We start from the raw sequence: 18,348 nt of genomic DNA on the forward strand, positions 1-18,348 counted from the left end.
GAAAAACATGGATTTAGCGGCACTTTCCCGAGGGTTGGACACGATCTGGGTCGTCCTGACCGCAGCCATGATCTTGCTGATGGAAGGCGGTTTCGCGCTGCTCGAGGCGGGCTTCGTCCGGCAGAAAAACGCGGTCAGCATCATTATGAAGGTATTTGTCGACATCACGTTCGGGGCGCTTATCTTTTATTTCGTCGGTTTTGCGCTGATGTACGGCAAAGACGTCGGCGGCTTCATCGGTTCAAGCGGGTTTATGATGGGCGGCGACTTGTCGCATATCAACCTCAATATTACGCATGACACGTACTGGTTATTCCAATGCGCGTTCGTCATCGCCGTCATCTCGATCGTCTCGGGCGCGGTGGCGGAACGGATTCATTTCAAAGCCTACATACTATACACGATCATCATGACCGGTCTCATCTACCCGCTGGCCGGGCACTGGGTATGGGCGGTCGGCGGTTGGCTGGGCAAGCTCGGCATGATCGACTTCGCCGGCTCCGCGGTCATTCACGCCTTGGGCGGCTTCTCGGCTTTGGCCGCGGCGATCTTCATCGGACCGCGCATCGGGAAATTCGCGGCGGACGGCAAGGCGAACATCGTGCCGCCGTCCAACCTGCCGCTCGCTTCGGTCGGCGCGTTCATTCTATGGTTCGGCTGGTTCGGCTTCAACTCCGGCAGTACGCTTAGCGCCACGAACGGTTCGATCGGCCATATCGCCGTAACCACCATGCTCTCGGCCGCTGCCGGCGGCGCGACCTGCATTCTGTTCACGATGTTCCGCTACAAGAAAGCCGATCCGCCGATGGTCATCAACGGCTCGCTGGCCGGCCTCGTCGGCATCACCGCCGGCTGCTCGTTCGTCTCCGACGGCGCGGCGATTCTAATCGGCGCGGTATGCGGCATCGCGATGGTGCTCGTGACCGAGTACCTCGAGAGTAAGCAAATCGACGATCCGGTCGGCGCCTTCGCCGTCCACGGCATCAGCGGCAGTCTCGGCACGCTCGCGGTCGGCTTGTTCGCCAAGCCGGAACTGACCGAGGGCATCGGCCAAGGATACTACGGCCTCTTCTACGGCGGCGGCTGGAACCTGCTGGGCATTCAGGCGCTTGGACTCGCGCTTATTAGCGTATGGGGCTTCGCGCTCACCTGGGCAGCGTTCTGGCTCATCCGCAAAATCACGCCGGTACGCGTATCCAAGGACGAGGAATTGATCGGACTCGACGTCGGCATCCACGGCGTGCCCGCCTACAACCAGGAGCACGATTTCCTGGACGTCGAACGGCTTACGGCCGGCAAATAACGCTATTGTCGCTCCCCCTTCCCCCTCCGCCGAGGGGAACCAAAAGGTTAGCACCCTCTGGACTCTGCTAATTAGCGTGACTCGGTTCGCGGCCGGCGTTGATGCGTCCTTTCGCGATGAGCCCGCGTTGTCCTAAGGGACAAAGCTTTTGTTCGAGCTTCGTTCGAGACGATTTGCCTTGGGCTGAATCCTGTCAATTCGAGCTCTTGGCGGGACATCGTGCTGACCTTCGCTTTCGTCCGCTTCCGCGGACACGCTCTACGTTTTATCCAAAACATGAACGGTTGCATAATTTCCTAAATAACAAAAGACCGAATCCGCGAGCGGATTCGGTCTTTTCTATATTCATATAAAGGAGCGAATTAGTTCATCTCGGCTTCCAGATCTTGCGACAGCGCCACGACATCGGTCGGCTCGGAATGCTGGATCGCTCTGGCATGCTCGATCTCCTGGCGAAGCATTCTGACCTTCTCCATTGGCTTCTTGACGTAATGAATGTATTCCACCGCGAGATGATGATCGGGCTTCTTGCCGGACAACAAGCGGCGCAGCGCGGACATCGACTGATAGGCGCGCTCTTCAAGCAGGCGGCGCTTCTCGTAGCGCTGGACCATCTGCTCGATCTCGGCGATCTCTTGTTCCTTCTTGGCGATATAGGCATTCAGAAACGGCAGCACTTCGGCAGCCTTCCGCTGCTTGAAACGGGCTGGCGCTGTATACATGATGGGATCCGTCATGACAATTCCCCTATCCGTCCATGTTATTAATATTCACACCAACAATCATACACGAACGATTCCCGTTTGAGAATACCTAAATCCACATTAATTCCCTTCCGGATGAATGGCGATGTCAGCTCCCATGACGCCGACCACGGCGCCATCCTGTCCCCGGATCGGCACGGCCACCGTAACGCAAGGCTGTTTCGTAATCGCCGATATGTACGGCTCGGACTGATACGAGACGCCTTCCATCGCTTTCTTCCACCAAATGCGCCCTTTCGCGTTAAGGAGCCCCGCGGCCGGCAGCGAAAATACGAACGATCCGTCAGAGCGGTTCGACCAGACCGCCTCGATCTCCGCTTCCGCGCGCAGCATGGCCGTCAACCTCCGTTCGTGCTCCGCCTCCCCCAGTTCGGCCAAAGCCGAATCGGCCGCAAGCCTAGTCAGCTTCGCCCGCGTCGCGGACGTATCGACCTCGCCGTCATAGTCGCGATTCAGCCCGACACGCTGAATCGCCGCGCTTAACGCGCCCGAAGAGCGGTTCAGATCATCGCGAACCCGGTCCAGCTTGCCGATCTGCTGCCGCTGCTGCCGGGTCAGCTCCAACGTGCCGTCCACGCTATGCATTGTGTCCTGTACCGACTCCACCGCTTCGCTTAGCAGAAGGGTTGCCCTTGCCATATGATCCGATTGGCGCAGGCTGGCTTCGCTGCTTATCGCCGCCAAGTCGTCAACCTGGCGAATTTGAGCGACGATGCGCTCCATCCTCGCCTGCGTCCGGTTCATCTCCAAGGCGCCGCGTTCGACCGCCGCCTTCTCCAGCTCAACCGAACGGACGACTTCGACGACGCCCGCCTCGATTTGCCGCACCATCGCGGACGAGCGTTTGACCGCCTCGTTGCTCTGTTCGGCCAGCTTCTTGATTTCTTGCGCGACGATGCTGAAACCCCGTCCGTATTCGCCCGCGTGCGCCGCTTCGATGGAAGCGTTGAGGGCGAGGAGGGACGTCTGCTCCACGATCTCTTGTATGAACGCGTTGATTTCTTCAATATTGGACGTCTGCTCTTGCAGGTGTTGAATATTGCGCTCCATCGACAACGTCTGCGCGTTCAGCTCCTGCATGACGCCGTCGGTCGCCTCGAGAGACTGCTCCACTTCCCGCGCGATGTCACCTGTCGTCTTGCTAGCCCCGTCCAGCCGCACGGCCGACGCGCTGATTTCTTCCGCCGAGGACGTCACTTCCTGAAGGACCGAGAACGCCTGCTCGATTCGCTCGGCCGCGAGTTGGCTGCTCGCCCGCAAATCGCCTTCCCGCAAAGAAGAGCGGTCCGCGATAGAGCCGAGACTTCCGATGGACTGGTTGACCTCCTCCACGGCCGCGGCCAACTGATCCGAGATGACCATCGACTCGTTCGTTAGCTGACGAAGCACATGCACACGCTCATCCTGGTTAGACGCTTTCTTGTGATTTGCCGCGTCCCGTTTCCATCGTAATTTCACCGGTTTCGCCACCCTTTATTTGACATGTCAGATAATGCTACATTATAAGCCTCCATTCGACAAAAAGAAAGAGGAACCGACAACGGTTCCTCTTGTTTAGGTATGATTCGTTCGTTCGCTAAGTATCCGGCCGCGCTTATTTGTCCGCTTTCTGCTGAGCGGATTTGCCAGCGGAATTGGCCGTGTTCGCCGCGTTCTCTTCCGCAAACTCGGCGTTGTATTGATTGGATGCATTCACTTGCTTGTTCTTCTTCGCCACTTTGATCACCTCCCGTACATGACATAGTATGGCAGGGGGCCCACTACTGTATGTACGGAAAAGCTTGTCAATCAGACGTTCGTTTGCTCCAGCATCATTCGTTTAAGAAGTGCTTTCGTACGATGAATTCTAGCCTTCACTGTGCCGACCGGAAGCTGCAGCGCCTCGGCGATCTCTTGGTCTTTAAACCCATAATAGAATTTATAAAGCAGCATCGTTCGGGACCGTGGATCAAGTTCGCCAAGCAGCTCGGAAATCTCCAGCAGAAGCTCGGCCTCGTAGGCGGATGGCGTATCGCCCGCCGAGGACAACAGCTCTTCGTTGTCAGCCACCGTCAGCATCCTGGCGGTATGACGATTCATATTGAGCGCCACGTTCGCCGTGATCGTCTTCGCCCAAGCGTCCAGCTTGCTCGCCTCCCGCAGCGAATCCCTGCTCTGCAGCATGCGCAGCCAAGCCTCTTGAACCGCATCCTGCGCGTCGGACTTGTTGCTGAGCCTGGCATAGGCGACCCGGATCATCTGGTTGTACAACTCCCGCAGCTTCGCTTCGTACAGTTCAAAGGCCGCTCCATCGTCTTCACCGATCAAATCCATTCTGATCCGCTCCATCTGATTGATGACAACGTTTTGCAGAAGTTATTCTACCACAACAATATGACAAAAAAAAGAAAAAAACGCGGTCAACCCCTTGTTGTTCCGCGCTTTTTCCATGTTCTTCCTAGGATTCCAAAAGCTCCGACGGAATGGGCTTTTCTGCGATTACCGCGTCGTTCAATGACCTCAGCCAAGCCTCCGTCAGCTTACCTCCGCCACGACGCAGCACCTGCACCGTGACCGTTCGTTTGCCCCACTGTTTATAAACCTGCTTCTTCGTTTCGAAGTACAAATCGATCTTTTTCCCTTTTATTTTCGAGCCGGTGTCGGCGACGACGGCATAGCCGTATCCCGGCACGTAAAGAAGCGTTCCGATAGGAAACACCTTCGGATCCGCCGCGATGGTCGAGACGAGGTCACGCCGTACTTTGACCCCGGAATAAGTAATCCCGTATTGGGGGTGCCCTGGCCGCTTGCCTGTCGATTCAACGCCAGCCGTATAGCCTGTCGCGATCACTTTGACATGCTTAAGCGCTTTGCCACTCCACGCCGGGACCGCTCTCGCGGATTTGTCCGCCCCGACGCGCGCTCCTGCCGCAGCGGAATGCCCGGAGGCGCGTTTCCGCGGCTCTTTCGCTTTTCGCGACGTTTTGGCAGAGGCCGGCTGCTGCGCTTTCTTTTTCGACGTATTCTTTTGAACCGGTATTTTGGTTATTTTCGTTTGTTTCGTCTTCGCCGTTCTTTTACTCCGGGTCTTGTTGCTTTTGCCCGCTTTTGTCCTTTTCGATTTGGCGGTCTTCCCCGCTTGTTTTCCTTTGGCCGCTTTATGGGCGCTGGACTTCTTGGCCGATCGCGTCGATTTTATCGTGTGAGCCGAGCGGCTCGCTTTTTTCTTTTTGCTCGCTTTGGCAGCCTTCGCCTTGACCGTTTTCGTCTTGGTCGTTCCGCTTATTTTTGCCGCCTTGGCTTGGTGCTTTGCGACAGCGTCCTTGGCTCCGCTCTGCTTGGGCTTCTTATCCGGCTGATCCGCTTTGACGGCCGTGCCGGCGGGCATGCCCTGCGCCATCGCCCGAACCCCGTTAACGCCGGCCGCCGACAGGACGACCGCCGCCGCCGCGCACGCCGCGATCAAGCGTTTGAACGACAAAAAGCTTGTCAACATCTGGGTGTACTCCTCCTTAAGACGAAGGTTCCCCCATTGCGACAAGCTTTATGCAAAAACGAACGTTAGATGGTGATGCGATTAGATGCGCTTGGTCCGGATTTCATCCTGCAGGAGCGATACGATCTCATCGACGGATTTGGCGCCGATATCGCCTTCGCCGCGTTTGCGCACGGAAGCCATGCCGGAGCTCGCTTCGTTCTCGCCCACGACGAGCATATAAGGCGCTTTCTCCAGCTGCGCCTCGCGAATCTTGTAGCCGAGCTTCTCGTTGCGCAGATCGGATTCGACGCGAATGCCCGCCAGTCTCAGCTTCTCCTCCAGCTCGCGCGCGTAGCCTTCGTACGCGATGGAGACCGGGATGATTTTGGCCTGCAGCGGAGACAGCCAGAGCGGCAGGGCGCCCGCGAAATTCTCGAGCAGGAACGCCGTCATCCGCTCCATCGTGCTGATAATGCCGCGATGGATAACGACCGGACGGTGTTTCTTGCCGTCGGCGCCGATATATTCCAGCTGGAAGCGCTCCGGCAGCAGCACGTCGATCTGAGCGGTCGAGAGCGTCTCCTCTTTGCCAAGAGCGGTCTTGATTTGCACGTCGAGCTTCGGTCCGTAGAACGCCGCTTCGCCTTCCGCCTCATAGAATGGCAGACCGAGCTCTTCGACGACCTCGCGCAGCATGCGCTGCGTCGTCTCCCACATCTCGTCGTCCGGCCAGTACTTCTCGGTGTCGTTAGGGTCCCGGTACGAGAGACGGAAACGATAGTCTTTGATGCCGAAGTCTTCGTAGACTTGGCGGATCAGATTGACAACGCGCGCGAACTCTTCCTTGATTTGGTCCAGACGGCAGAAAATATGCGCGTCGTTGAGCGTCATTGCCCGCACGCGGTGCAGACCCGTCAAGGCGCCGGACATTTCGTAGCGGTGCATCGTGCCAAGTTCGGCGACGCGGATCGGCAGATCGCGGTAAGAGCGCAGATCGCTCTTATAGACCATCATATGGTGCGGACAGTTCATCGGACGGAGCACAAGCTCTTCGTTATCGAGCTCCATCTTCGGAAACATGTCTTCCTGATAGTGCTCCCAGTGTCCGCTGGTTTTGTACAGCTCCACGTTCGCCAGGACCGGCGTATACACGTGCTGATAGCCGAGTCTCTCTTCCAGGTCGACGATATAACGCTCCATCGTGCGGCGGATCGTCGCGCCGTTCGGCAGCCAGATCGGCAGCCCTTGGCCTACTTCGCTGGCGAACGTGAACGTCTTCAACTCGCGGCCGAGCTTGCGGTGATCGCGCTTCTTCGCTTCCTCGAGGAAATGCAAATGCTCGTCCAGCTGCGCTTTCTTCGGGAACGCCGTGCCGTAAATCCGCTGCAGCATTTTATTCTTCGAATCGCCGCGCCAATACGCGCCCGCCACGCTAAGCAGCTTGAACGCCTTGATGCGGCCGGTAGATGGCAAATGCGGCCCGCGGCACAGGTCGAAAAATTCGCCCTGATCGTAAATCGTCAGCTCCGCGTCTTCGGGCAAATCGCGAATCAACTCCAGCTTTAGCGGGTCGCCAAGCTCGGTGAACGTCGCGATCGCTTCTTGGCGGCCGATGACGCGGCGGCGGATCGGCAGATCCTCCTGAACGATGCGTTCCATTTCCTTCTCGATTTTCGCCAGATCATCGGAACTGATCGGGTTCTCAAGATCGATATCATAATAGAAGCCGTCCTCGATCACCGGTCCGATGCCGAGCTTGACGTCCGTCTTGCCGAACAGGCGCTTGATCGCCTGGGCCATGAGATGAGCCGTACTGTGGCGGTAGACTTCCAGTCCGTCCGCTGAGTCCAGCGTCACGATCTCGACCGTCGCGTCTTGCACGACCGGCGTATAGAGATCGACCACCTTTCCGTTCAGTTTGCCCGCCACCGCATTCTTCTTCAGTCCGCTGCTGATGGAGGCGGCTACGTCTTCGATCGTCGCGCCCTGCTCGTATTCCCGGACGGCGCCGTCCGGCAGTTTTACTTGAATCGCCATGACTGTTTGATCTCCTTTTCGACTTGGTTCAAGCCATGCGCGGGATGGAATGCACGCAAAAAAGCACTCATCCCGCAGAAGGGACGAGTGCTTGTCAGACCCGTGGTTCCACCCTAGTTCGACCGTGCGTACGCTTGTATGCTGGTCCTTTCGGCATTCTGTAACGGGAATGTCCCGGTCTGGCTTACTTCGGCGTTCGGCCTTTCAACCAGACAGCTACAAAGGGGTACATCCACAGCCGCCGGCGTAAGGAAATTTCAGCCGGGTTTCCTCTCTCTGGAACGGGCGCATCCGCGGATACATGTCTTTGTCAATGCTGTTCTTAAGCGTATTATAATCAACCGCAATTATGCCGGTCAAGTCCGGATTCGCTGCGCGCGCGGGAGATCCGGCAGCTGTTCCTGCTCGCCTTCGCCGAAATAAGTGCCGCAATGGCCGCATTCTACGCATAAGCGGACGCGGTTCTCGAAGATCGATTCCAGCGTGCGCATGACGGCCAGCTCCGGCTGCCTCGTGTGGATGACGATCTGCTTCGGCGATACGGTAATGAGCGTGCTGACGATCATATCTTCCATGTTCATCTCGGATTCCAGCATGTCGACGACGATCCGGTCCGCCGGCGCGGCATCGAGCAGCTCGAAGTGCTCGTCGTACAGCGCGAATTCGCTGCCGCCTTTATGTAACACGTGAACGATCGGAAGTTTGACTTCCTGCATGCGAACGAAATATTTTAGCAGCGATATAAATTCCTGATATTGCTTATCCATGACGTATTCATCGATGGCGTAAGCGGTAATCTCCCGGAGTTCTTCCCAATAAGGGGCTAGTCGGAATGTGACGAATCCGTCCAAATGGATGCGGGTATTCTCCGCGAGAAAGGCTTCGATCTCGGAGGCGACCTTCTGCTTCCTTCGCAGCCGATCCGCTTCCGCGCCGGCAGGCTCGCTCTCCTCGCCCGCGAATTGCGCGCCATCGAGCAAATTTCGGCAATACCGCTCGATTGCTTCGGCCTCTTGAGGATCCTCGTAGTGAAACTGCTTCCGAATGATCGCCTTGATGAGCAGCGGCTCCAGTTCGGCGACGATATAGCCAGCAAGCGCCGACGCCGTCTTACGGTATACGGGAGGGCCATCCTTCTCCAGATGAAAATCGTGCAGGTCCGCGAAAAAGCGGATCGCCTGCTCTTCCCGCTCCATGCGAACGGCGGAACGGGGCTTTCGGTTAGTCGTGCTATGTAAAGCGGCGAATTCATCGTGCAAGTTTTGCTCCAACTTCTCCATCGTCTCATCCGATGCGGACATGAGCGAAACCGTGAGTAGTTCCATACGATCATTCCTCCTTCCTTAATCAGTATATGGCTGCGCAAAAGCAGATATACGATACAAGCGGTGGGACTGCTGGATATTGATTGGAATTAAAGCGTATTCGTGGTATGATTATTGTCTATAGTCGTATATTGCTGGAGTGAATCCAATGAATTATGAGAACCTGGACTATAACCGAGCACGTTGGAACCGCATGCTCCTCAACGGGTTCTGGTCCATATTGATCATTACGTTCTTCTTGGAATGCCTGTATTTGCTAACGGTGGCCGGGGTAGCCAGAACCACTTTCATTACGGAATACATCGTTAGACCCACGATTATCCTGCTCGGGATCCTACTTGCGGCCGAGACCGGGATTAAGCTGCTGCGAGGCAAATACCAGGACTACATCATGATTATTACTTCCTCCCTGCTGTCGGCGGCGATCGTCTACATACACGATACCATCAACTACCTGCTGCTGGCGCTCTTCCTGCCCGTCATGGTGTCCATCTTCTACTTCCACATGCGGAAGCTCGTGTTCGCCTTCTGTGTCACGATCGCCACGCTTTATACGCTTTACGCGGTGATGCCGGCGATGAACGCTTACTTGACGGCCGTCAGCTTGACGACGATCAGCATCATGTTCCTGCTCTTCACGCTGATCGCCGGGGGCATTCTCATGCGCGGACGCGAGTTGATGGCGAATTTGCAGACGTATTTCGAAACGAACCGGGACCTGTTGGTCAAGAACGTCTGGATGGACAAGCTGTCGAAGACCGACGCCTTAACCGACCTGTACAATCACATCACGTTTCACGAATTTTTTGAACGGCTGATTGAACAGCACGAATGCAATGAAGTACCCGTACAGCTGGCGCTCATCGACATCGATAACTTCAAGCAAATCAACGATACGTACGGCCACCGCGCCGGCGACGCCGTGCTGACCCGCGTCGCGGAGACGATTCGCGCGAACGTCAACGTCAACGCGTTCGTGGCCCGATACGGCGGCGAGGAGTTCGCGGTGTTGTTCACGGACATTACGTTCGAGGAAGCGTACGAAGCGGTGGAGAGCATCCGAAACCACGTCTCTCGCTTACCGCACGAACAACTGGGCGGACGTTCGGTCACCGTCAGCATCGGGATCGGGGACTACGCCCGGAACGATGGCAAAGAACGCTTCTTCCATCTTGTCGACGAAGCGCTGTACGAAGCCAAGCATACGGGCAAGAACAAGACGGTCGTGCCGTCGAAAGATACGATGCATGCCAGTCAGCTCGCTTAAGCGGGCTGACTGCAAAAAAAGCTGCACATCCGCCATGGCGGGTGTGCAGCTTTTTGGTATGCGTTCCGAATGCGTCGGATTTAGTTTTGCATGACGAAATCGTTCTCGACCTTCGCGTTGACGTCGTCGAATACCCGTAGAATCTCGTAGCGCGTGTTGCGCTGCGCCGGGATCTTGCCCGCTTCGCGAATAATGTCCAGCGTCGAGCTGATGTTGACCTTGTGCGTCGTGCCCGCGGCGGAGACGACGTTCTCCTCGATCATCGTCGAGCCGAAGTCGTTGCAGCCGTAGCTCAGCGTCAGCTTGCCGATCTCCGGTCCCATCGTGACCCACGACGACTGGAAGTTGTCGATATTATCGAGCGTCAATCGGCTAATCGCCAGCGTCTTCAAGTATTCTTCCGGCGTCGCCTTCTCGCGCTTCATGTTCGTATTGTCCGGCTGGAACGTCCACGGGATAAAGGCCAGGAAGCCTTTAGAGTCGTAGCCATTGGCGATGCACTCATCCTGCGCGTCGCGGACGCGAAGCAGATGCAGCGCGCGCTCTTCCATCGATTCGCCGAAGCCGATGACCATCGTCGCGGTCGTGTTCATCCCGATGCGGTGGGCGATCTTCATTACGTCCATCCAGTCGGTCCACGAGCCCTTCAACCGGCTGATCTTCCGGCGCGTCCGGTCGTCGAGAATCTCTGCGCCGCCGCCCGGCAGCGAGTCGAGTCCGGCCTCGTGGATTTGACGAATGACCTCCTCCAGCGACAAGCCGTTTGATACTTCTTTCATCTTGTGGATCTCCGCCGGCGAGAAGGAATGCATCGTAATCTGCGGGAAATGCTGTTTGATTTTGCGCAAAATGTCCACATAATATTGGAACGGCAGGTTCGGGTTCGTCCCGCCCTGCATCAGAATTTCCGTACCGCCGACATTTATGGTTTCCTGAATTTTCTGCAAAATCGTCTCGTCCGAGAGGACATATCCTTCCGCGTTGCCCGGCGCGCGATAGAACGCGCAGAAGCGGCAGTACACGTCGCAGACGTTCGTATAGTTAATGTTCCGCCCCACTACGAACGTCGTAATCGGCTCGGGATGCTTGCGGATCATAATCTGATTGGCGGCATGCCCCATTTTCTCGATCTCGTCGGATTCGAAAAGCGTAATGATGTCCTCTTGCATGAGGCGCTGACCGTTCAGCGCTTGTTGTAAAATACGGTCCACTTGGTTCATATAGTAGGGACCCTCCTCTTCCGTTCGAGCTCGCGCTCGCTCCTTAACCTTCCTATCCATCGTAACACAAAAAGCCCGCCTCAGTCACCTTGGACAAAAAGGCAACTGCGGCGGATAAGTGGCTCCGGTTGTCTCGGGTGGCGCTCCCGTTGGTGGCTCCGGTTTCTCGATGACGCTCCCGTTGGTGGCTCCGGTTTCTCGATGACGCTCCCGTTGTAGACTTGTTTCCTTTATTGTGTAACTTATTTAGCGGTGAAAACAAGCCTACAAAAGTCGCTGTCATTCGAGAAACCTTCGCTTGGAAGTTTAAACCAAAACGATTTTAGATTTATTGCGCGGCTACCGTCTCGCGCACGGCTTGCGCGAACTTATCGAGCGCCTCGGCCAGCAGCGATCGCGGGCACGCGAGGTTCACGCGCAGATAGCCTTGTCCTTGCCGGCCGAATACCGAGCCCTCGCTGAACGCCACGCCGGCCCGCTCGAACATGAGCTTCTTCAGCTCCTGCGGGTTCTCCGATATCGCCCGACAGTCCAGCCATACCATGTAGGTGCCTTCCGGCTTCATCGGCTTCACCTGCGGAATCTCGCGGGTGACGTAATCGATCAGGAAGTCGCGGTTGTCCTCGAGATACACGAGCAGCTGATCCAGCCACTCGTCGCCGTGGTTATACGCGGCCACGACGGCCGTCTGGCCGAAGAAGCTCTCCATATGGATCGACAGCGTCTTAAGCAGGTAGTTATACTTGCGGCGCAGCTCGGCGTTCGGAATAATCACGGAAGCCGCTTGCAGGCCGGCTAGATTGAACGTCTTGCTCGTCGCGACGCAAGTGAACGACTGCTGCGCGAACGCCTCGGAGATCGACGCGAACGCCGTATGCTTATGTCCGGAGAAGACGAGGTCGTGATGAATCTCGTCGGCTACGATCAATACGCCGTGCTTCAGACAGATCTCGCCGATGCGCGTCAGCTCCTCGCGCGTCCAGACGCGTCCGCCCGGATTGTGCGGCGAACAGAGCAGCATCAGCTTCGCTTCCTTCGCCTGCTCTTCCAGCAGGTCGAAGTCGATCTCGAAGCGTTCCTCGTTCAAGATAAGCGCGTTATCGAGCACGTTGCGTCCGTTCATCTTAATGACGTCGTAGAACGGATAGTAGACCGGCGATTGCAAGATGACGCCGTCTCCCGGCTCGGTGAACGCCATGACGATCAAGCTGAGCGCCGGCACGACGCCGGGGCTGGACGTTATCCACTCGTGCGCCACGTTCCAGCCGTGCCGGCGGGACATCCAGCCCGCAATCGCTTCATAATAAGCCTCGGTGCGGATCGTATAACCGTAGATGCCCTCCTGCGCCCGCTCCACGATAGCCTCCACGACTTCCTTCGGCGGCTCGAAATCCATATCCGCCACCCAAAGCGGCAAAATGTCCTTGCGCCCGAACAGCTTCTCCGATTGATCCCACTTGTACGTGCCTTTGCCCGTCCGGTTAATTCTGCGGTCGAAATCGTACTGATGCGCCATGGATGCTTACGCCTCCCCGATCTCGCGCTTCGCGGCTTCCAGCGCCTGGCCGAGATCGGCGATGATGTCGTCCGCGTGCTCGATGCCGACGGAGAATCGGAGCAGACGGTCGTCGACGCCGATCTGACGGCGAATTTCCTCCGGAATGTCCGCATGCGTCTGCACCGCAGGATACGTCATGAGCGACTCGCAGCCGCCGAGGCTTTCCGCGAACGCGATCAACTTGATGTGACGCAGAATCGGCTCGACATAACGGGCATCCTTCAGGCGGAAGGAGAAAATGCCCGTATTGCCCGACGATTGGCGGGACTGAATATCATGACCCGGATGATGCGCAAGCGCCGGGTAATACACCTCGTCGATCGCCTCGTGCGTCAGCAGCCACTCGGCTACCGCGGTGGCGTTCGCCTGGTGGCGTTCCATCCGCAGGGCGAGCGTCTTCATGCCGCGCATGAGCAGCCAGGAATCCTGCGCGCCGAGCACGGCGCCGATCGAGTTGTGCAGGAACGCCATCTGATCGGACAGCTCCTTGCCTTTCGTCACGATCAGTCCGGCCAACACGTCGTTATGGCCGCCCAAATACTTGGTCGCGCTGTGCACGACGATGTCCGCGCCCAGCTCGATCGGCCGTTGGAAGAACGGAGTCAGCAGCGTATTGTCGACGATCGTCAGCAGTCCCTTTGACTTTGCCCACGCGCTGATACGCTCGATATCCGTTATCATCATGAGCGGATTGGTCGGCGTTTCGATCAGCACCGCCTTCGTATTCGGCGTACAGAGCTGCGCGATGCCATCAAGGTCGTTCGTATCCACGTACGATGCGGTCACGCCGAATCGGCTCATGATCCGCTCCAGCAATCGGTACGTGCCGCCGTACAGATCCAGGGACACGATCAGATGATCGCCCTGTCCGAACAGCGAGAACACCGTTTGCAGCGCGGCCATGCCGGAGCTGCAAGCGAATCCGCGGTCGCCGGATTCGAGTTCGGCGGCGGCCTCTTCGAGCACCTTGCGGGTCGGGTTCGTCGTGCGGGCGTAATCGAATCCCGTGCTCTCCCCAAGCTTCGGATGACGGAAGGCGGTGGCCAAGTAGATCGGGTAGCTGACGGATCCGGTAACCGGCTCTTGTACCGATCCGATTTGGGCTAAGCGGCTTTCAATTTTCATAAGTCTCGGGCTCCTTTGGTTAGGTTCGGATAGGATGCGAGCGCGGCTCCCCTTCATCGTTGTTTCATCCTGCTGCCTGGGCGGGGAATAAGTTTAGATGCCTGCTCCGAGTTCGTACGGCGTTTGCTGGTAGACGTAATAGTTCAGCCAGTTGGAGAATAGCAAATTCGCATGCGCCCGCCAGCTGGAGAGCGGCGCGAGCGTCGGATCGTCTTTCGGAAAATAATTCTTCGGCACGCCGATCGCAAGACCCTTGGCCTTGTCGCGGTCGTACTCCCACTTCAGCGTCTGCGGATCGTATTCCGAGTGGCCGGTCACGAATACCTGCTTGCCGTCCCTGGAGGCGACGAGGTAGACCCCCGCTTCTTCGGATGTGGAGAGTATCTCCAAATCCTCGATGCCCTCGATGTCTTCGGCGCGCACCTCCGTATGTCGCGACTGCGGCACGAAGAACAATTCGTCGAAACCGCGCGTCAACGGCACGTTGCGCTTGTGGATCGTGTGCGGGTAGACGCCGAAAATCTTCTCGTCCAAATTATACTTCGGCACGCCGAAGTGGTGGTAGAGTCCCGCTTGGGACGCCCAACAGATGTGAAGCGTGGAGGTCACGCAGCGCGCGCTCCAGTCCATGATATCCTTCAATTCTTCCCAATAATTCACGTCCTCGAACGGCATCTGTTCGACGGGCGCTCCGGTGATGATCAAGCCGTCGTAGTATTCGTGCTTAATATCGTCGAACGTCTTGTAGAACGATTCCAGATGCTCGCTGGACGTGTTCTTGGACGTGTGCGTCTTCGGATGGAGCAGCACCGCCTCCACCTGCAGCGGCGTGTTGCCGATCAGGCGCAGCAGCTGAGTCTCGGTCGTTTCCTTCGTCGGCATCAGGTTCAAAATCGCGATTCGCAGCGGGCGAATGTCCTGATGGTAGGCGACGCTTTCGTCCATGACGAAGATATTCTCTCGCGCTAAAATTTCTTTGGCTGGCAAATTGTCCGGTACTTTAATTGGCATCTCGATCACTCCTTTGAAATTACGGCTCTAACGATCGTCATGAAGGGTGCGGGTGAGAGGAGTACCGGGAAAATGATAAGGCAAATAGCCCCTTCTGGATAAGAAGGGGCATAATGGGTACACTCATGCGCCTCTCATCTCCCAGAAACCTAAATAAGTCTCCGCAAGAATTAGCACCGTGCTCTTGGCCGGTTGCCGGGCTTCATCGGGCTAGTCCCTCCGCCTGCTCTTGATAAGAAAGCTAATACGTATTTAATTGTACGTTTCGCGATTACAAGCTTTACTTTAATGCAAACGTCTATTGCCGTCAAGCGGGATTTGCGCGAAAAACCCGACCCGTCCGCGAACCGAAAATATGCCGCCGCATATCGTACAGGAAGGGCGTTTCGCTCGCCTTTTTAACGCTTGTATGGAATGTCGCGGGCAGAGTATACTAGACAAGGATTATGCGCAAAATAAGACTCATTTTCAAAGACGACGACAAAGGGGTGTTGACGAATATGGAAGGCGACCCGAGGCCTGCGGGCAACCGCGTGAACGACCGGAACCGAAGCAAGCGGTCCGCTCAAGGCTCCAACTATGTTCGCTCAGCGCCGCCTAGTTTTTCATAGACGGCTTCGACCAGAAGCATGGCGTGGAAGTATACAGCGGGCTCTCTTCGAGATCCGGCATCCGGGAACGAAAGCAACATGGATGAAGGGAGAGAGCACGAATGAAGATCCGACATGTCACTCAAGGCGTGTTTACGCCGGTTGAAGATATTAATACCACGCTCGTCGCGCCGGCCGACGGTTTCTATTGGATCGATGCGGACACCGAAGATTTGGCCATCCTGCAGCCGCTGTTCGCGCTGCACGACTTGGCCGTCGAGGACTGCCTCAGCGAAGAGGATCAGCGTCCGAAGATCGAGATTTACGAAGGGCATTATTTTATCGTTATTAACAGCATCCGCTTCGACGACGAAGAAATTTTCCTGCGCGCCCTCAACATTTTTCTCGGACGGCATTTCATCTTGACGGTTACGAAACAGAAGATTCACGAGCTGCGCGTCCTGAAGCCGATTCTATGGGAGGAAGAAGTGACGCGGCCCGACCGCTTCCTCTATCATCTGATCGACATCGTCGTCGATAACTACTTCGCCGTCGGCGACCGGATCGAGAACCGGATCGAGTCGCTGGAAGAAGATATTCTGATGCATACGAAGAAATCGCATCTGAACGAAATTATCGGTCTGCGAAGCGAAATCCTGTGGCTGAAGAAAATGCTCGGCCCGCAGCGCGACGTGATCGGCACGCTGAACAAGAAAGATCTGCGGCTTGTCGACGATCAGCTGCAGAAGTATTTCGGCGACATTTACGAGAATGCCGTGAAGATTACCGAGACGTTCGAGACGTACCGCGATCTGATGGGCAACTTGCGAGAAGCGTACCAGTCCAGCCTGTCCAACCGGGCGAACGAAATCATGCGCGTCTTCACCGCGATTACGGTCATCTTCATGCCGCTGACGTTCCTCACGGGCGTGTACGGGATGAACTTCGATTATTTGCCCGGCGCGCATATCCACGGCGGCTCGTATATCTTGCTGTCGATCATGGTGACGCTGGGGCTCGGGATGTTCTATCTGTTCAAAAAGAAAGATTGGCTCTGAGGCAACGAATCGCCGCTACGGCCTTTAAACGAAAATCCGGCTTGCGCCATTCCGATCGGATCGGAGTAGCGCAAGCCGGATTTTTTGGCGTACATGGATTGCGGTCATGAACGATGCATCAAGCTTCGCCGGCCAGCGCCTCCCGCGCGCCCTTCTCCAGATCGACGAAGCGCAGCAGCACCATGCCGATGATGAAGAACGCCGCAACCGAGACGATCGCGATGCGACTGGACCCGGTTAGCGTCCCGACGACCGCGAAGATCAGCGGACCGGCCACGGACGAGAACTTGCTCGAGAGGCTCAAGAAGCCGAAAAACTCCGCCGACCGCGAAGGCGGCGTCAAGTTCGCGTACAGCGAGCGTGAAATTGCCTGGCTGCCGCCCTGCACGAGACCGACCATGAACGCGAGAATATAGAAGTGAAGCGCGCTCGTCATGAAGTAGCCGAGCACGACGATGACCAAGTAGATCGAGAGCGACAGGTAAAGCGCGCGCTTATCGCCCATCCGGCGGGCAAGCGGGATGAAGAGCAGCGTGCTCGGGTAGCCCACGAACTGCGTGATGAGCAGCGCGATAATCAAATGGCTCGTGCCGATCCCGATGCCGGCCCCGTAGATCGTCGCCATCGTAATGATGGTGTTGATCCCGTCGTTAAAGAACCAGTACGCGATCATGTACTTCAACAGCTCCGGATAACGCCGCGCCGTCTTGAACGTGTGCGCGATCCGGCCGAAGCCGGCGCGGATATGGACGCCGATTCCGCCTTGCACATGCGGTCTCGAACGCTCCTTCACGTGCCGGAAGAGCGGGATCGAGAAGAGCAGCCACCAGATGCCCACCGTCAGGAACGCCGCGCGCATGCCGGTCGTCTCGTCCGGGAAACCGAACATGTCGTGTCCCATGATCATCGCCACGTTCACCGCGAGCAGCACGCCGCCGCCCAAGTAGCCGATCGCATAACCCCTCGAGCTGATCGCCGAACGCTCTTCCGGTCCCGCAATATCGGTCAACAGCCCGTCGTAGAACGTATTGCCTCCCGAGAAGCCGAGGGTGCCCAGAATAACGAGTATCGAGGCCAGCAGCCAATCGCCTTCGCCCGCAAGCGCCATCCCCGAGCTGGCCAGCGCCCCCATGAACGCGAAGACGGCCAGAAACTTCACCTTCGAGCCGGAGGCATCCGCGATCGCGCCGAGCACCGGCGACAGCACCGCCACCAGCAGCATGCCGGCCGACTGCGTATACCCCCAATAATTTTCCGCCATATTGCCTTCGAGCCCTTGGCCCGCTACGCTCTTGTAATAGATGGGCATGACCGCCGCCAGCATCGTCGTGGCGAACGCGGAATTCGCCCAGTCGTACATTAGCCAGCTCCTGATCGATTTACGGTTCACGTGTTAGTCCTCCTCCAAGAAGATCGGGCAGATCATCGCCGGGTTTTACCGCGCTAGCCATCCTTTCGACATGTACCGGATATTTCCTCCTAAAGTTCCTGTAAAGAAATAACGTCCGTTGCCCGCCGCCGCCGCGTATTCAGCAAATCTTCAGAAAGGGGCTGCTTTCCGGTTTTGCCCATAATGGCATGTTCCTTTATAATAGAGGTATACGGTGATAAAAAAGTTTAATCGACAAAGGAG

Annotated in this window: 15 protein-coding genes and 1 riboswitch; of the genes, 3 read left to right on the forward strand and 12 right to left on the reverse strand. The window is 56.9% G+C overall.

All coding sequences use genetic code 11. The features are described 5' to 3' along the window. Positions 1-7 precede the first annotated feature (7 nt). A complete protein-coding gene (locus BCM02_RS25355) occupies positions 8-1,303 on the forward strand; it encodes an ammonium transporter (protein ID WP_148931924.1) in 1,296 nt (431 codons plus the stop codon). 362 nt (positions 1,304-1,665) lie between these two features. On the opposite strand, the gene BCM02_RS25360 is transcribed toward BCM02_RS25355, so the two are convergent. From BCM02_RS25360 to BCM02_RS25385, 7 genes are all read right to left on the reverse strand, one after another. After that, entirely contained in the window at positions 1,666-2,040 is a 375-nt protein-coding gene (locus tag BCM02_RS25360; RefSeq protein ID WP_148931925.1) for a hypothetical protein, read from the reverse strand. An 87-nt stretch (positions 2,041-2,127) separates the two neighbouring features. Then, positions 2,128-3,525: a methyl-accepting chemotaxis protein gene (locus BCM02_RS25365; RefSeq protein WP_246183545.1), complete on the reverse strand. Its 1,398-nt coding sequence runs from the start codon at positions 3,523-3,525 to the stop codon at positions 2,128-2,130. A gap of 136 nt (positions 3,526-3,661) precedes the next feature. Then, positions 3,662-3,784 carry a hypothetical protein gene (locus BCM02_RS36400; protein ID WP_281288231.1) on the reverse strand — a complete coding sequence of 41 codons (123 nt, stop codon included), beginning with the start codon at positions 3,782-3,784 and terminating at the stop codon, positions 3,662-3,664. Positions 3,785-3,855: 71 nt separating this feature from the next. Continuing rightward, on the reverse strand, positions 3,856-4,380 hold the full coding sequence (locus BCM02_RS25370) for an RNA polymerase sigma factor (RefSeq protein WP_148931926.1): 525 nt from the start codon (positions 4,378-4,380) through the stop codon (positions 3,856-3,858). A gap of 124 nt (positions 4,381-4,504) precedes the next feature. Then, a complete protein-coding gene (locus BCM02_RS36685; protein ID WP_425466206.1) occupies positions 4,505-5,542 on the reverse strand; it encodes a 3D domain-containing protein in 1,038 nt (345 codons plus the stop codon). Positions 5,543-5,623: 81 nt separating this feature from the next. Further along, positions 5,624-7,561, reverse strand: a complete 1,938-nt coding sequence (gene thrS / locus BCM02_RS25380) for a threonine--tRNA ligase (protein ID WP_148931927.1) — start codon at positions 7,559-7,561, stop codon at positions 5,624-5,626. 356 nt (positions 7,562-7,917) lie between these two features. Continuing rightward, positions 7,918-8,886 (reverse strand): putative sporulation protein YtxC, encoded by a 969-nt coding sequence (locus tag BCM02_RS25385; protein WP_148931928.1) that lies wholly within the window; start codon positions 8,884-8,886, stop codon positions 7,918-7,920. A gap of 148 nt (positions 8,887-9,034) precedes the next feature. On the opposite strand from BCM02_RS25385, the gene BCM02_RS25390 reads away from it, so the two are divergent. Next, positions 9,035-10,153, forward strand: a complete 1,119-nt coding sequence (locus tag BCM02_RS25390) for a GGDEF domain-containing protein (RefSeq protein WP_148931929.1) — start codon at positions 9,035-9,037, stop codon at positions 10,151-10,153. Positions 10,154-10,233: 80 nt separating this feature from the next. Here the strand turns inward: BCM02_RS25390 and mqnC are convergent, their stop codons facing one another. From mqnC to metA, 4 genes are all read right to left on the reverse strand, one after another. After that, the gene (gene mqnC, locus BCM02_RS25395) at positions 10,234-11,373 is read right to left on the reverse strand and encodes a cyclic dehypoxanthinyl futalosine synthase (protein WP_148931930.1); all 1,140 of its coding nucleotides are present in this window, start codon (positions 11,371-11,373) and stop codon (positions 10,234-10,236) included. A gap of 328 nt (positions 11,374-11,701) precedes the next feature. Further along, positions 11,702-12,889 (reverse strand): MalY/PatB family protein, encoded by a 1,188-nt coding sequence (locus BCM02_RS25400; protein WP_148931931.1) that lies wholly within the window; start codon positions 12,887-12,889, stop codon positions 11,702-11,704. A gap of 6 nt (positions 12,890-12,895) precedes the next feature. Next, positions 12,896-14,056 (reverse strand): PLP-dependent transferase, encoded by a 1,161-nt coding sequence (locus tag BCM02_RS25405; protein ID WP_148931932.1) that lies wholly within the window; start codon positions 14,054-14,056, stop codon positions 12,896-12,898. Positions 14,057-14,149: 93 nt separating this feature from the next. Then, positions 14,150-15,067: a homoserine O-acetyltransferase MetA gene (metA, locus tag BCM02_RS25410; RefSeq protein WP_148931933.1), complete on the reverse strand. Its 918-nt coding sequence runs from the start codon at positions 15,065-15,067 to the stop codon at positions 14,150-14,152. A gap of 131 nt (positions 15,068-15,198) precedes the next feature. Continuing rightward, positions 15,199-15,306, reverse strand: a riboswitch (SAM riboswitch). A 473-nt stretch (positions 15,307-15,779) separates the two neighbouring features. Between metA and corA the strand changes: the two genes are divergently transcribed. Then, complete coding sequence (corA, locus tag BCM02_RS25415; RefSeq protein ID WP_148931934.1) at positions 15,780-16,715, forward strand: magnesium/cobalt transporter CorA; 936 nt, start codon at positions 15,780-15,782, stop codon at positions 16,713-16,715. Between the two features lie 118 nt (positions 16,716-16,833). Here corA and BCM02_RS25420 read toward each other — a convergent pair whose 3' ends face one another. Continuing rightward, positions 16,834-18,105 (reverse strand): MFS transporter, encoded by a 1,272-nt coding sequence (locus BCM02_RS25420; protein ID WP_148931935.1) that lies wholly within the window; start codon positions 18,103-18,105, stop codon positions 16,834-16,836. Positions 18,106-18,348: the final 243 nt, after the last annotated feature.

The organism is Paenibacillus methanolicus (assembly GCF_008124765.1).
Taxonomy (GTDB): domain Bacteria; phylum Bacillota; class Bacilli; order Paenibacillales; family Paenibacillaceae; genus Paenibacillus_Z; species Paenibacillus_Z methanolicus.